Source organism: Curtobacterium sp. L6-1 (assembly GCF_018885305.1).
Lineage (GTDB): Bacteria > Actinomycetota > Actinomycetes > Actinomycetales > Microbacteriaceae > Curtobacterium > Curtobacterium aetherium.
In genome coordinates this window covers 2,043,720-2,058,359 of the sequence record NZ_CP076544.1, presented here as the reverse complement: position 1 = coordinate 2,058,359, position 14,640 = coordinate 2,043,720, and the positions used below count along the sequence as shown (strand labels likewise).

Below are 14,640 nucleotides of genomic sequence, written 5' to 3'. Positions count from 1 at the left end.
CGCAGCCCCAGCACCCGCACGGCCCCAGCACCCCGCGCAGCGACGGGCACGACCACGGAGCGCCCGTGGTCGTGCCCGTCCGACCGTCCGACTAGTGCGTGGACGGCTCCTGCTCGACCTCGCGCCGGTCGTCCTCGGACCAGAGCGTGTGGAACGTGCCGTCCTTGTCGATGCGCTGGTAGGTGTGCGCGCCGAAGAAGTCACGCTGCCCTGGATGAGCGCGGCGGGCAGCCGCTCGGACGCCAACGAGTCGAAGTACGACAGCGCCGACGAGAACCCGGGTGCGGGGACACCCGACGCCGCAGCGATGCCGACGATGCGACGCCAGGCGGCTTCACCCTCGGCGACGGCGTCCGCGAAGTACGGGTCGACCAGCAGCGACTCGAGCTCCGGGTCCTTGTCGTACGCCTCGACGATGCGGTTGAGGAACTGCGCACGGATGATGCACCCGCCGCGCCAGATCTTCGCCATGTCGCCCAGGTCGATGTCCCAGTCGTACTCCTTCGCCCCGGCGATGATGAGGTCGAAGCCCTGTGCGTACGCGACGACCTTCGATGCGTACAGCGCCGCACGGACGTCGTCCGCGAACGTGTCCGACACCTCGGCGATGTCGGGGCGCTTCGTGACCGACCGCTGGACGGCGGCGCGCTGGGACGGCCTCGAGGAGACCGCCCGGGCGAAGACGGCCTCGCCGATGCCGGACACCGGGATGCCGAGCCCGACCGCGTTCTGCACGGTCCACACACCCGTGCCCTTCGACCCCGCCTCGTCACGGATGAGGTCGACGAGTGGTTTGCCGGTGTCGGCGTCGTGCTGCTTGAGGACCTCGCCGGTGATCTCGATCAGGTAGGACTCGAGGTCGCCCTTGTTCCACTCGTCGAACACGTCGACGAGCTGCTCGACGCTGTACCCGCCGACGCGGCGGAGCAGGTCGTACGACTCCGCGATGAGCTGCATGTCGGCGTACTCGATGCCGTTGTGCACCATCTTGACGAAGTGCCCGGCACCGTCCGTGCCGACGTGCGTGACGCAGGGCTCGCCCTCGGCCACCGCGGCGATCGAGGTCAGGATCGGACCGAGCGTCTTCCACGCCTCGTCCGATCCGCCGGGCATGATCGACGGGCCCTTGAGCGCGCCCTCCTCGCCGCCGGAGATCCCGGTGCCGACGAAGTTCAGGCCCTTCTCGCGCAGGTCGTGCTCGCGGCGGATGGTGTCGTGGAAGTTCGCGTTGCCGCCGTCGACGATGATGTCGCCTTCCTCGAACCGCTCGGCGAGCTGCGAGATCACGGCGTCGGTGCCCTTCCCGGCCTGCACCATGATGATCGCGGTACGCGGCTTCGCGAGCGAGGCGACGAATCCGTCGATGTCCTCGGATGCGATGAAGCCCATGTCGCCGTGCTCCTGCAGGAGCTCCTCGGTGCGGGCGTAGGTGCGGTTGTAGACCGCGACGGTGTTGCCCTCACGTGACGCGAGGTTCCGCGCCAGGTTCGAGCCCATCACTGCGAGGCCGATGACCCCGATGTTCGCCTGTTCCTTGTTGTCTGCCACGTCGACTCCTTCGTGTCCTGACGGCCACCGCCAATCTATGCAGCCGTCGATCCGTCCATCCAGGTACTCCGCATCCTGGGGACAGCGGCCCGACCTGTTCGTACTGTGGATGCATGGCCGATGCGACCCGACTCCCGCCCGTGCTCGTGATGGGGGTCTCCGGCTCCGGCAAGTCGACGGTGGGCGAGGCCCTGACCGCCGCACTCGTCGCACGCGGGGAGGCCGCCGAGTTCGTCGACGCCGACGCCCTCCACCCGCAGGTGAACAAGGACAAGATGCACGAGGGCATCCCGCTCACCGACGAGGACCGCCGCCCGTGGCTCGACGCGTGCTCGGAGCGGATCGCGGCGGTGCAGGCCTCCGGCTCCCGCTGCGTGATGGCGAACTCGGCGCTGAAGCGTGCGTACCGCGACCGCCTCCGCGAGGACGCACCGACGCTGTTCATCGCGTTCCTGGACGGCTCGCGCGAGCTGATCGCCGAGCGGCAGAGCCACCGGCACCACGAGTACATGCCGAACTCGCTGCTCGACTCGCAGTTCGCGACCCTGGAGCGGCCGGAGTCCGACGAGGCCTTCGGCGCCGTCGCGATCCACGGCTCGGTCGACGAGACGGTCGCCCAGATCCTGGCCGTCCTGCCCTAGGCGACCCCGAGGCGCCGGACAGCCTCCACCCCGCCGCGGGGACCACCGCGGCACCGCGACGAAGGAGCCGCACATGACCGACCCGACCGACCGCGTCGCCGACCCGGCCCCGGGATCCCGCGACGACGGCCCCGCGACCGCAGCCTCCGCCTCCCGCCCCGACACCTGGGCGAGCACCGACCGCGGCCAGCTCCTCGACCGCGCCGAGGTCGTCGTCACGAGCCCCGACCGCAACTTCGTCACCCTGAAGCTCACCACGGCCGACGGCGTCACGGGCCTCGGCGACGCGACCCTGAACGGCCGCGAACTCGCTGTCGCCACCTACCTGTCCGAGCACGTCGTGCCGCTGCTCGTCGGTCGTGACGCCAGCCGCATCGAGGACGCCTGGCAGTTCCTCTACCGCTCCTCGTACTGGCGTCGCGGCCCGGTCACGATGGCCGCCATCGCCGCCGTCGACATGGCGCTGTGGGACATCAAGGCCAAGGTCGCCGGCATGCCGCTCTACCAGCTGCTCGGCGGGGCGTCGCGCACCGGACTCATGGCGTACGGCCACGCGTCGGGCAAGGAGCTGCCCGAGCTGTTCGACTCGATCCGCGCGCACCAGGCGGAGGGGTACCGGTCGATCCGCGTGCAGACCGGCGTGCCCGGGCTCGAGAGCATCTACGGCATCGCGTCGAACCGGACCACCGAGGGCAACGCCGGCGTCCGGTACGACTTCGAGCCCGCGCAGCGCGGTGCCGTCCCGGCGATGGAGGACTGGGACACCCGCGCCTACCTCCGACACCTCCCGACGGTGTTCGAGGCGGTGCGCAACGAGTTCGGCCCGGACCTGCCGCTCCTGCACGACGGTCACCACCGGATGACGCCGATCCAGGCCGCCAAGCTCGGCAAGAGCCTGGAGCCGTACGACCTGTTCTGGCTCGAGGACTGCACCCCCGCCGAGAACCAGGAGGCGCTACGGCTCGTCCGGCAGCACACCACGACGCCGCTCGCGATCGGCGAGGTCTTCAACACGATCTGGGACTTCAAGGACGTCATCCGCGACCAGCTCATCGACTACGTCCGCGGTGCCGTCACGCACATGGGCGGCGTCACCCCGCTGCGCAAGACGATGGACTACGCGGCGATGTACCAGGTGAAGTCCGGGTTCCACGGGCCGACGGACATCTCGCCGGTGGGACTCGCGGCGCAGATGCACCTCGGCCTCGCGATCCACAACTTCGGCATCCAGGAGTACATGCGGCACGGGCCGCGGACGAACCAGGTGTTCCGGCAGACGTCCACCTTCACGGACGGGTACCTGCACCCGGGCGACGAGCCGGGCCTCGGCGTGACGCTCGACGTCGACGAGGCGGGGAAGTACCCGTACGAGCAGGCCTACCTGCCGTTCAACCGCCTGGCCGACGGGACCGTGCACGACTGGTAGCCCGTTCCCGGGTGCCACGACGGACGCGCCGGGCAGAGTGGGGGCGTGGACCCCGCAGCGCTCGCCGACGCCGCCCGTGCGCTCCTGCGCGCCGCGCCCGCCGACTTCGTCCGGGAACGCACCGCCCGCCAGCGCGCGGTCCGGAAGGACGACCGGGACCTCGCAGCCGCCATCGGCCGTCTCCGCAAACCGGCACCCGCCGCGTGGATCGTCGACCTCCTCGCCGACAACGGTGCACTCGACGACGCGGTCGGGCTCGGGCCGGCCCTGCGCCAGGCGCAGGCCGACGCGGACCCGCAGGAGATCGCGACGCTCCGGAAGCAGCGGTCGCGGCTCGTGCAGGCGCTCGCCGCCACCGGGGCGGAGCGCGCGGAGGCCGCCGGACACCCCGCGACGCCGGCGGTGCTCGAGCTCGTCCGCGCGACGATCGAGGCCGGCATGGCCGACCCGCACGCGGGTGCCGCGATCCGCTCGGGGCTGCTCCTCCGTCCGCTCGAGAGCGTCGGCTTCGAGGACGTCGACCTGACGGACGCCCTCGCCGTCCCGGACGCCGTCCCCGACGCATGGTCCGGCAGCGACGCCCCGCCGATCCCGATCACGGCCGGGAGGCGCGGCGCACGTCGCACCGTCGGCGGCGGTCCGGCGGACACCGCCGCCGGCAGCGACACCGCCGCCGGCAGCGACACTGGCGCCGCGGACACCGACACCGGCGCCGCGGACACCGACACCGGGACGGACGAGCGCACGCCTGAGCCGGAGCCCCGGGACCCCGCGGCCGCACGCCGTGCCGCGCGCGCGGCCGAGACCGCCGCCCGACGGGCGTCCCGCGACGCCGACGCCGCGCTGGACGACGCCGAGTCCGCCCTCGACGGCGTCGAGGACCGGCGCGCCGACCTCGACCACCGCCGCGAGGACCTCGAACGACGGCTCCGCGACCTCGACCGCGAGCAGACCGACCTCGACGCCGAGGCCGAGCGCCTCCGCCGCGCGCGGGACGACGCCGAGGCCGCGAGCGACCGGGCCCGCGACGCGCTCACCGCCGTCCGTCGGCACCGCCACGACGACCGCTGACCGGCGCCGGCCCGGCCGCCGCCCGCTCAGGGCGTCGCAGCCGGCCACCGGGGGCACGGCACGCCCTCATCCACTCGGATGAAAGCCACCCGCACCGCTCGCTGCCCGCGCGCACCCCGCCCTACGCTCGGCGCCATGCTCCTCTTCCTCCGCCGGTGGCTCCGGCACCTCGTGGCCCCGGCCGCCGGCGTGGTGTACCTCACCCTCTGGATCGTCGCCGAGGCGGGCCGCTCCGACCTCACCGCGCACGTCCTCGTGGTGTCCGCCCTCGCCGTCGCGATCGGGCTGGCGAACTGGATGCCGTCGACGAGCCTCGGGCTGGTCGTCGTCGTCCCCGTGCTGCAGGCACTCCGGCTGCTCGACCGGCCGCGCGACACCACGTGGCCCGAGTACCTCGCCATCGCGATCGTGGTCGGCATCATCGGCGCCGGTCGCTCCGGGCTGCTGCGGTGGCTCGCGATCCCGGCCCTCGGCGTCGCGAGCGCCGCCGCTGCGTGGGCGATGGTCGTCCCCACCGTCGCCGACCAGGACGTGTGGGCGAGGTGGACCGGCTCGCTCTCCGGCACCCGGTCCGACCTCGCGTTCCTGGCCCTGGCGATCGCCGGCGCGAGCGGCATCGCGTGGGCGGTCGGCGTGGCGATCGGCGCGACGTGGCGCGTCGGGCTCGCCCGGGTCCGGGTCGTCGAGGCCGAGCAGGAGACCGAGGCCGCCAGCGCCGAACTCCGCGCCGAGCAGGAGCGCGCCCGTATCGCACGGGACGTGCACGACTCGTTGGCGCACTCCCTCGCGGTCGTCGTCTCGCAGGCGCAGGGGGCCGCGGCGCTCACGGTCCGGGACGGACCGGCCGCGACCGCCCTGCAGGACATCGCCGAGGTGAGCCGGACCGCCCTCGGGGACGTCCGCGCCCTCGTCGAGCGGATCCAGGGCACCGGCCAGGAGGCCCGGCACGGCCTGGCAGACGTCCCGCACCTGGTCGAGGACATGCGCGAGCTCGGCATGCAGGCGGTGTTCGAGCAGCACGGCGACCCGCGGGCACTCGGCACCGAGGCCGGGGGAGCGGTGCACCGGATCGTGCAGGAGAGCCTGACGAACGTGCTCAAGCACCAGGGCCGGACGGCGACCGCGCGGGTGGTGCTCGACTGGCGCGGGCCCGGGCTCGGGGTGGTCGTGACCTCCACCGGGAGCAGTCCGCTCGTCGCACTCGACGGCCCGGGGTCCGGCGTGGCCGGGATGCGGGAGCGCGCCCGACTGGTCGACGGCTGGCTGCGCGCCGGGGTCGGCGACGAGGAGCACGAGTACGTCGTCACGGCGTGGTTGCCGACGCTCGGCGGATCGTCGGTGCCGTCCGGGGCGGACGTGACCCCGGGCCTCCCGGCGGTCGTCGGAGCCGGAGCGGTCGACGCGACCGGACCCGGCGGCACGAGCGCGACCGGAGCGTCCCGGTGACGGGGATCCGCGTCGCCGTCGTCGACGACCAGCGGCTGTTCGCCTCGGGCATGCGGATGCTCGTCGACGCGCAGGACGACATGACCTGCGTCGGGACCGCGGGCGACGGCGCCGAGGCCCTCGCGCTCTGCGCGACCGAGCAGCCGGACGTGCTGCTCCTGGACCTCCGGATGCCGGTGCTCAACGGCATCGAGACGATGGCCCGGCTCGCCGAGCAGGGTGACGACCGGCCGCGGGTCGTCGCCCTCACGACGATCCGCCGCGACGACGCGGTCCTCGCGGCGCTGCGTGCCGGAGCGGCGGCGTTCCTCACCAAGGACGCGCTGCCCGAGGTCGTGACGGCCACCATCCGCGACGTGCACGAGGGACGGCCGGCGCCCACGGAGACCGAGGCGCTCGACCTGCTCCGGGCCCAGGGCACCCTCGTCGAGTCCGAGCGGCGGGACGAGGTGCTCGACGCACTCACCGCCCGCGAGCGTGAGGTGTTCCTGCTCGTGGCGAAGGGGCTCAGCAACCAGGAGATCGCCGCGTCGGTCTTCCTCAGCGAGGCCACCGTCAAGACCCACGTCCGGTCGGTGCTCACGAAGCTCGGGCTCCGCAACCGGATCCAGGTCGTCATCACCGCACACGAACGCGGCCTCGTCCGCGCCTAGGGGGAACCATGCGCATCACCGAACGGGCCGCGAAGACCGGCACCCTCGTCCTCGTGGTCGCCGGACTCGGCGGAGCCGTCCTGCACGGCCTGCCGGAGGCCGTCGACCACGCCGTCCGACCGACGACCACGAAGGACGTCGTCGCGTGGACGATGCCCCTCGACGGGTACGTGCTCGCGTCCGGGCCCGCCTCGTACGCCGAGAACCTCCTCGAAGACCGGTGCCTCCGGACGGCCGGGATCGACGTCCCGCCGCCGTGGGCGACGATCGCCGGCCTCCGCGCCGAGGACGCCGCGAACGAGACGGCCGCCCGGGGCAACCCGGCACCGGCGCTCTCCGAGACCCGACCGTTGACCGCAGACGAAGCCTCCGCGCGGGGGTACCGCGGTCCGTCCCTCGCCGGGGCGAACAACGAGGGGTTCCGGCAGTGGGGCTCCTCGACCGAGCGCAACGCGGCGATCGACGCGCTCCCCTCGGGCACCTTCGAGCGGTGCATCCACCGAGCTCGCGCCACCCTCGGCACCGACGACGACGGATCGGACCAGAGTGCGGCGATGGTGGCGCAGCGGCTCACCTACCTGGCAGCGGTGGCGGCGCGCTCGGACCCGGCGGTGGTCGCCGCAGCTGCTGACTGGCGGTCCTGCCTCGCGGACGCCGCCGTCGGTCCCGTCTCCGGGGGTCTGCCCGACGACCCGTCGGGGTTGCCGACCGCATCGATGCGCGCCGTCGACTGGGTGACGGACCTGGACGACGAGGACGTCCCGCGCGACGAGGTCCGCCTCGCCGAGCAGGACGTCGCGTGCCAGCAGTCCACCGGCTACCGCCAGGCCCTGTACGACGCCGAGTGGCGCCGGCTGCTCCGGGTGACGGGGTCGGACGCCGCGGTGCTCGCCGCCGGCTCCCGGGACCAGGCGGCCGTGGACCGTCGGGTGGAGGCCGCGATCCGGCGGCTCGCCCCGGAGGCGCCGACCGGCGTCCGCTGACCGCGGCGTCCGGTCGCGAGACGCGGTCCGCGGTCCGCGGTCCGCGGTCTGGCGGACGCCACGGCGGGCCGTCGGCAGCTGCACCTGGGGGGAGCTGCCGACGGCCCGCGACCATCGGCGTGGTCGCCACCGCGCCGTCGCCAGCCCACGCGCTCCGGCCGGAGGCACACGGACGACCGGTGTCGGGCCTCCCGTCCGGACGGCCGCGCGCGAGACGGTGCGACACGCCCGGATGCCCTGGTAGGCTGACGGACGACTTCGGCGAGGGCCGCGCAAGCGGCCGTGATCGACGCGGTGGGAGACCCGGCCAGACTCTGGGACCGTTCCTCACGCGTGCACGCGTTCGAGTTGCAACACCACAGACCCCCCGATGCCGGCACTCCGGCGTCGTCCCCGACACCAGGAGGCATCATGGCTGACTACACGAAGCTCGCGGCAGAGGTCCGCACCAAGTTCGGCAAGGGTGCGGCCCGCAAGCTCCGCGCCGCCGACAAGATCCCCGCGGTCGTCTACGGCCACGGCACCGAGCCGAAGCACATCAGCCTGCCGGGCCACGAGACGATGCTCCTCGTCCGTACCGCCAACGCGGTCGTGGACCTCGACATCGAGGGTGCGGCCCAGCTCGCCCTCGTCAAGGACGTCCAGCGTGACCCGGTGCGCCAGATCATCGAGCACATCGACCTCGTGGTCCTGCGCCGCGGCGAGAAGGTCACGGTCGACGTGCCCGTCGTCGTCGAGGGCGAGTCCTTCGCCGGCACCATCCACGTGCAGGACCTCAACACGGTCTCGCTCCTGGTCCTCGCGACCGACATCCCCGAGCACGTCGTCGTCGACGTCGAGGGCCTCGAGGACGGCAAGCAGATCGTCGCGTCCGAGCTGACCCTCCCCGAGGGCGCCGAGCTCGAGACCGACGCCGACGCGCTCGTCGTGCAGATCGTCACCCCGCGTGGCACCGCCGACGACGACGCCGCCGACGAGGCATCGGCCGAGGCGGGCGCCGAAGCCGGTGCCGAGGGCGGCTCCGAGCCGGTCTCCGAGTAACACTCCTCGCAGGCATCTGGCCGACGCTGATGGCAGACCGGACGTTCGTCGTGGTCGGGCTCGGGAACCCCGGGCCCGACTACGCGGGCAACCGCCACAACGTCGGCCAGATGGTCCTCGACGAACTGGCCGCCCGCATGGGTGCCACGTTCAGGAAGCACAAGACCCCGAACCAGGTCGCCGAGGGGCGCCTGGTGCCGGGGGGCCCGAAGCTCGTCCTCGCGAAGCCCGGGTCGTTCATGAACACCTCCGGGGGGCCGGTCTCGGCCGTCCTCGGGTTCTACTCCGCGTCGCCGGAGGACCTGATCCTGGTCCACGACGAGCTCGACCTGCCGTTCGACACCGTGAAGCTCAAGGGCAACGGCGGACACGGCGGGCACAACGGCATCCGTGACGTCATCAAGGCGACGAACACGAACGAGTTCGCGCGGGTGCGGGTCGGCATCGGCCGTCCGCCCGGTCGCCAGGACCCGGCCGACTACGTGCTGCGTGACTTCGCCGCCGCCGAGAAGAAGGCGCTGCCGAACCTCCTCGCCGACGCGGCCGACGCCGTCGAGGCGATCGTCACCGACGGCCTGCTCGCCGCGCAGCAGCGCTTCCACGCCCCGGCCTGATGAACGCCGTCGCCGCCGTCGTGCTCGCGACGAACCCGCTCGCCACGGCCGCGCTCGTCGTCGTCTCGGTCATGGGCATCGCGCTCGTCGGGACGGCGCGCTTCCTCGGTCGCCGCGCGGCCGAGCAGGCGCGCGCGGACGAACCGACGCCCCCGCCGGACGACCTGGAGCCCGGCAGGACCTGACGACGGACCGGCCGGGAGGCCCGCCCGGCTCCGCCACGCGCCTCCTGTTCGCCCGTCGCGCACGCCGCGACCGCTGTCGGGGGCCGCCGGTACCATCGTGTGAGTGACGATCTCGGGCCTCATCCCTGCGCTCTCGCGCGCCTCCTCCTTCGATCGTGCGCTCCGTGCCGCCCCTCGTGACGCCGACTTCTCGGTGGTCGACGGCCTGCGCGTCCCCCTGTTCGCCGCACTGTTGGCCGACCGCACGGGCCCGCAGTGCGCCTTCGTCATCACGGCCACCGGGCGCGAGGCCGAGGCGGTGCGCGACGCCCTGAGCTGCACGATCCCGGACGCCGACGTGCTCGAGTTCCCCGCGTGGGAGACCCTGCCGCACGAGCGCCTCAGCCCGAGCCCGCAGACCGTCGGCACGCGCATCGCCACGCTGCGAGCCCTGCAGCGCTGGCAGGACGCCCCGGCGGACGAGCGCCGCACGACCGTCGTCGTCGCGAGCGTCCGGGCCGCGCTGCAGCCGATCGCCGACAACCTGACCGAGCTCGCCCCCGTCGTGCTGCGGACCGGGTCACGCGGCAACGACCTCAGTGGGATCGCCTCGCAGCTGGTCGACCTGGCGTACGCGCGGGTCGACCTCGTCACGCGTCGCGGTGAGTTCGCCGTCCGCGGTGGCATCCTCGACGTCTTCCCGCCGACGGCCGACCACCCGGTGCGCGTCGACTTCTTCGGCGACGAGATCGAGGGCATCAAGGCCTTCTCGGTCGCCGACCAGCGCTCCACCGACGACGACCTCGACGCGGTCGAGCTCACGGCGTCGCGCGAACTGCTCCTCAGCGAGGACGTCAAGCAGCGGGCGCGCGAGATGCTGCACGAGTTCCCGAACCTGTCGCAGATGCTCGCGAAAGTGTCCGAGGGCATCCCGGTCGAGGGCATGGAGTCCCTCGCACCCGCGCTCGTCCGCAAGCTCGTCCCGGTCACCAGCTACCTGCCCGAGGCCGCGACGATCGCCGTGTTCTCACCCGAGCGGGTCAGCGGCCGTGCGCACAGCCTGGCCGAGACGAACCAGGAGTTCCTGCAGGCCGCGTGGAGCGCCGCGGTCGCCGGGGCGCAGGCGCCGATCGACCTCGACGCCGGCAACTTCATGACGGTGCAGCAACTCAGGAACACCCGCGGGCAGCGCACCTGGTGGACGGTGTCGCCCTTCGACTCCGGTGCCGACGAACCGCTGACCGACGCCGATGCGGTGGCCGAGGCGGGGGAGTACGTCCGCGTCCCGGGTGAGGCGATCCCGAGCTTCGCCGGCAGTGCCGACGGCGCGGTCGCGCACGTCAAGGCGCTCACCGACGACCAGTGGGCCGTCGTCGTCACGGCGCAGGGCCAGGGACTCGTCGAGCGTGCCGTGCAGGTCCTGGCCGACGCCGGGGTGGCCGCACGCGCCGGGGCGCTGGACGGGCCTCCCGAACCGGGTGTCGCCATCGTGACGACCGCCAGCGTCGAGCACGGCTTCGCGGTCGCCGACCCGCGCATCGCGCTCCTCAGCGAGGCCGAGTTCTACGGTCGCAGCGTCCAGCAGGGCGCCCGGACGGTGAAGAAGCTCGCCAGCCGCCGCAAGAACGTCGTCGACCCGCTGCAGCTCAAGACCGGTGACGTCGTCGTGCACGCCACCCACGGCATCGGCAAGTTCGTGGAGCTCGTCAGCCGCGAGGTCTCCAGCGGCGGCCGCAACGCCGTCAAGCAGCAGCGCGAGTACCTGGTGCTCGAGTACGCGCCCTCGAAGCGGAACTACCCCGGCGACAAGCTCTTCGTCCCGACCGACCAGCTCGACCAGCTGTCCCGCTACGTCGGCGGCGAGAACCCGACCCTGTCGAAGATGGGCGGGTCGGACTGGTCGGCGGCGAAGTCGAAGGCGCGCAAGGCGGTCCGTGACATCGCGGTCGACCTCGTGAAGCTCTACTCCGCCCGCATGGCGTCGAAGGGGCACGCGTTCGGGCCGGACACCCCGTGGCAGCGTGAGCTGGAAGAGGCGTTCCCGTTCGCCGAGACCGCCGACCAGTTGACCACCATCGACGAGATCAAGCGCGACATGGAGAGCCCGATCCCGATGGACCGGCTGCTCTCCGGCGACGTCGGCTACGGCAAGACCGAGGTCGCGATCCGTGCCGCGTTCAAGGCCGTGCAGGACGGCAAGCAGGTCGCGGTCCTGGTGCCGACGACGCTGCTCGTCCGCCAGCACATGGAGACGTTCCAGGAGCGCTTCGCCGGGTTCCCGGTCAACCTGCGTGCCCTGAGCCGCTTCCAGACCGAGAAGGAGACGAAGGAGACGGTCGCGGGCCTGGCCGACGGCACCGTCGACATCGTCATCGGCACGCACCGGATCCTGTCGCAGAGCGTTCAGTTCAAGGACGTCGGACTCGTCATCATCGACGAGGAGCAGCGCTTCGGTGTCGAGCACAAGGACCAGCTCAAGAAGCTCAAGACGAACGTCGACGTCCTGGCGATGTCCGCGACGCCGATCCCGCGCTCGCTCGAGATGGCGGTGACCGGGATCCGCGAGATGTCCACCCTGGCGACCCCGCCGGAGGACCGCCACCCCATCCTGACCTTCGTCGGACCGCAGTCCGACCTGCAGGTCGCGGCGGCGATCAAGCGCGAGATGCTCCGCGAGGGCCAGGTGTTCTACGTGCACAACCGCGTCAAGGACATCCAGTCGGTCGCCTCGCACCTGGCCGAGATCGTGCCGGACGCCCGCATCGCCGTCGCCCACGGGCAGATGGGCGAGCAGGCGCTCGAGCAGGTCATGGTCGACTTCTGGGAGCGCCGCTTCGACGTCCTGGTGTCGACGACCATCATCGAGACCGGGTTGGACATCGCGAACGCGAACACGCTGATCATCGACAAGGCCGACAAGTACGGCCTGTCGCAGCTGCACCAGCTCCGCGGTCGTGTCGGTCGTGGCCGGGAGCGCGGGTACGCGTACTTCCTCTACGACGCCGAGAAGCCGCTGTCCGAGACCGCGCAGGACCGCCTCGAGACGATCGCCGCGAACAACGAGCTCGGCGCCGGCATGCAGGTCGCGATGAAGGACCTCGAGATCCGCGGTGCGGGCAACCTGCTCGGCGGCGAGCAGTCCGGTCACATCGCGGGCGTCGGGTTCGACCTGTACCTCCGGATGATCGGCGAGGCCGTGTCGCAGTTCCGCGGGGACGTGGCCGAGGGGCAGACCGAGCTCCGGCTCGAGATCCCGGTCGACGCGCACATCCCGGAGGACTACGTCGAGTCCGAGCGTCTGCGGCTCGAGGCGTACCAGAAGCTGTCGGCGGCCTCGGCCCCGGCGGCGCAGCCCGAGGCGATCGACATGGTCCTCGACGAGCTCACCGACCGCTACGGCACCCCGCCGCAGGCCGTGCTCACGCTCATCGAGGTCTCGCGTCTCCGCCGCATGGCGCAGCAGGTCGGACTGTCCGACGTCGTCGTGATGGGCTCGAACCTCCGCGTCGCCGGCAAGGAACTCGCCGACTCGGCGCAGGTCCGGCTCAAGCGCATGTTCGCGGGCGCGCGCTGGTTCCCGCAGCAGGACGCGGCGAGCATCCCGGTGCCGAAGCCGCACGGCGAGACCCTCCCGGACGACGCCCTCATCAGCTGGGTGGAGAGCATCCTCACCGCGGTCTACGGGGCGCCCGCCCGCGCGGAGGCGTCGGCGGCCTGATCGTGGTCCGGTGACCACCGGACGGACGGGAGGCCCGTGGCGGATCCGCCACGGGCCTCCCGTCCGTCGTCTGCCGCGCTGGTGCGCGGTGCCGCCGCTACGCGATGCGCCCGCTACTCGGTGGCCTCGGCCTCGGACAGCTCCCGGCGCTGCCGGTACCGGCGGGCCCGCACCGAGACGAGGACCGCGGACGCCACCATGGCGATGCCGGAGCCGACGAGCACGGCGAGGACACCCTCGTCGACGATCTCCTCGTTCGCCGCGAACGCAAGCTCGTTCATGAGCAGCGACACCGTGAAGCCGATACCGCCGAGGACACCGACGGTCACCACCGAGCCGAACGACAGGGTCGAGCGGCCCGGCCCACGGAACAGCCGGCCGGCGATCGTGCCGAAGAGCGTGATGCCGATCACCTTGCCGACCGGGAGCGCGAGGACGACGCCCCAGAACGTCGGGGACAGTTCGGTGATGCCGACCGCCGGGATCACCACAGCAGCCGAGACGAAGGCGAAGACGGGGAGCACGATCGCGTTCGACCACGGCTCGACGTGCTCGTGCAGGGTCCCACCCGGACGGCGGGGGAGGGCGAGTCCCAGGGCCACGCCGGCGATCGTCGCGTGCACGCCCGAGTGGTACACGAGCCACCAGGTGACGAGCCCGACGAGGACCATCGCGACGACGAGGAACGGCTGCGCCGCGCTGCCCGGCCGGAGACGTCGACCGAGGACCGCGAACACGAGGACCAGGACCGACGCGCCACCGAGGGCGAGGAAGTCCGTTCCGTGCGCGAAGACCACGGCGATGATGACGATGGCGATCAGGTCGTCGAGCACGGCGAGGGCGAGCAGGAACACCCGGATGGTCGAGGGCAGCCCGCGGCCGAACATGGCCAGGACCCCGAGCGCGAAGGCGATGTCGGTCGCGGTGGGGATCGGCCAGCCGTGCCCGTACGGGGTGCCCGCCGTGACCGCGAGGTAGACGAGCGCGGGCACGACGACGCCCCCGACCGCTGCGATGGCGGGCACCACCGCCGTCTTCGGGTTCGCGAGCTCACCGGCGACGAGTTCGTGCTTCAGCTCGATGGCGACCAGCAGGAAGAACACCGCGAGCAGGCCGTCGCTGACCCAGTGCGCGATCGAGAGGTCGAGCCCGATCGCACCCCAGGGCGTGTGCCAGTCCAGGCCGCGCTCGAGGCCGGGGCCGAGCGCGGTGTTCGCCACGACGAGGCCGAGGACGGCGGCGGAGAGGAGGGCGATCGCGCTGAAGCGGGGCGAACGGAGGAAGGAGGGCATGTGACTCCGGGTGGTCGGGTCCCGGTCGTGACCGGGTACGGGG

General features: G+C 72.6%; 11 protein-coding genes and 1 pseudogene. 10 read left to right on the top strand and 2 right to left on the bottom strand.

All coding sequences use genetic code 11. The annotated features are described in order from the left end of the window. Positions 1-91: 91 nt before the first annotated feature. A pseudogene (gene gnd / locus KM842_RS09350) lies at positions 92-1,497 on the bottom strand (NADP-dependent phosphogluconate dehydrogenase). Positions 1,498-1,661: 164 nt separating this feature from the next. Between gnd and KM842_RS09345 the strand changes: the two are divergent. The 10 genes from KM842_RS09345 to mfd all read left to right on the top strand — a co-directional run bounded on the left by KM842_RS09345 (position 1,662) and on the right by mfd (position 13,305). Further along, positions 1,662-2,189 carry a gluconokinase gene (locus KM842_RS09345; protein WP_216257785.1) on the top strand — a complete coding sequence of 176 codons (528 nt, stop codon included), beginning with the start codon at positions 1,662-1,664 and terminating at the stop codon, positions 2,187-2,189. 73 nt (positions 2,190-2,262) lie between these two features. Next, the gene (gene manD / locus KM842_RS09340) at positions 2,263-3,615 is read left to right on the top strand and encodes a D-mannonate dehydratase ManD (protein WP_216257783.1); all 1,353 of its coding nucleotides are present in this window, start codon (positions 2,263-2,265) and stop codon (positions 3,613-3,615) included. Between the two features lie 45 nt (positions 3,616-3,660). Continuing rightward, positions 3,661-4,686, top strand: coding sequence for a hypothetical protein (locus tag KM842_RS09335; RefSeq protein ID WP_216257781.1), 1,026 nt, complete (start codon positions 3,661-3,663; stop codon positions 4,684-4,686). A 135-nt stretch (positions 4,687-4,821) separates the two neighbouring features. Then, positions 4,822-6,132 (top strand): sensor histidine kinase, encoded by a 1,311-nt coding sequence (locus KM842_RS09330; protein WP_216257779.1) that lies wholly within the window; start codon positions 4,822-4,824, stop codon positions 6,130-6,132. Beyond that, on the top strand, positions 6,129-6,785 hold the full coding sequence (locus KM842_RS09325; RefSeq protein ID WP_216257778.1) for a response regulator transcription factor: 657 nt from the start codon (positions 6,129-6,131) through the stop codon (positions 6,783-6,785). Before KM842_RS09330 ends, KM842_RS09325 begins: the two co-directional genes overlap by 4 nt. Before the next feature lie 8 nt (positions 6,786-6,793). Next, complete coding sequence (locus KM842_RS09320) at positions 6,794-7,768, top strand: hypothetical protein (protein ID WP_216257776.1); 975 nt, start codon at positions 6,794-6,796, stop codon at positions 7,766-7,768. A 411-nt stretch (positions 7,769-8,179) separates the two neighbouring features. After that, positions 8,180-8,809 (top strand): 50S ribosomal protein L25/general stress protein Ctc, encoded by a 630-nt coding sequence (locus tag KM842_RS09315; protein WP_216257774.1) that lies wholly within the window; start codon positions 8,180-8,182, stop codon positions 8,807-8,809. Positions 8,810-8,838: 29 nt separating this feature from the next. Beyond that, on the top strand, positions 8,839-9,423 hold the full coding sequence (gene pth, locus KM842_RS09310; RefSeq protein WP_216257773.1) for an aminoacyl-tRNA hydrolase: 585 nt from the start codon (positions 8,839-8,841) through the stop codon (positions 9,421-9,423). Further along, positions 9,423-9,608, top strand: a complete 186-nt coding sequence (locus tag KM842_RS09305) for a hypothetical protein (RefSeq protein WP_216257771.1) — start codon at positions 9,423-9,425, stop codon at positions 9,606-9,608. Before pth ends, KM842_RS09305 begins: the two co-directional genes overlap by 1 nt. Positions 9,609-9,711: 103 nt before the next feature. Continuing rightward, positions 9,712-13,305 carry a transcription-repair coupling factor gene (gene mfd / locus KM842_RS09300; protein WP_216257769.1) on the top strand — a complete coding sequence of 1,198 codons (3,594 nt, stop codon included), beginning with the start codon at positions 9,712-9,714 and terminating at the stop codon, positions 13,303-13,305. Between the two features lie 113 nt (positions 13,306-13,418). On the opposite strand, the gene nhaA is transcribed toward mfd, so the two are convergent. After that, positions 13,419-14,597, bottom strand: coding sequence for a Na+/H+ antiporter NhaA (gene nhaA / locus KM842_RS09295; RefSeq protein WP_216257766.1), 1,179 nt, complete (start codon positions 14,595-14,597; stop codon positions 13,419-13,421). Positions 14,598-14,640: the final 43 nt, after the last annotated feature.

Excerpts from the sequence above, each read along its gene's own strand:
- KM842_RS09330 (WP_216257779.1), top strand. The coding sequence starts at position 4,822 with ATGCTCCTCTTCCTCCGCCGGTGGCTCCGGCACCTCGTGGCCCCGGCC.
- KM842_RS09345 (WP_216257785.1), top strand. The coding sequence starts at position 1,662 with ATGGCCGATGCGACCCGACTCCCGCCCGTGCTCGTGATGGGGGTCTCC.
- KM842_RS09320 (WP_216257776.1), top strand. The coding sequence starts at position 6,794 with ATGCGCATCACCGAACGGGCCGCGAAGACCGGCACCCTCGTCCTCGTG.
- manD (WP_216257783.1), top strand. The coding sequence starts at position 2,263 with ATGACCGACCCGACCGACCGCGTCGCCGACCCGGCCCCGGGATCCCGC.
- KM842_RS09305 (WP_216257771.1), top strand. The coding sequence starts at position 9,423 with ATGAACGCCGTCGCCGCCGTCGTGCTCGCGACGAACCCGCTCGCCACG.
- nhaA (WP_216257766.1), bottom strand. The coding sequence starts at position 14,597 with ATGCCCTCCTTCCTCCGTTCGCCCCGCTTCAGCGCGATCGCCCTCCTC.
- KM842_RS09315 (WP_216257774.1), top strand. The coding sequence starts at position 8,180 with ATGGCTGACTACACGAAGCTCGCGGCAGAGGTCCGCACCAAGTTCGGC.
- pth (WP_216257773.1), top strand. The coding sequence starts at position 8,839 with ATGGCAGACCGGACGTTCGTCGTGGTCGGGCTCGGGAACCCCGGGCCC.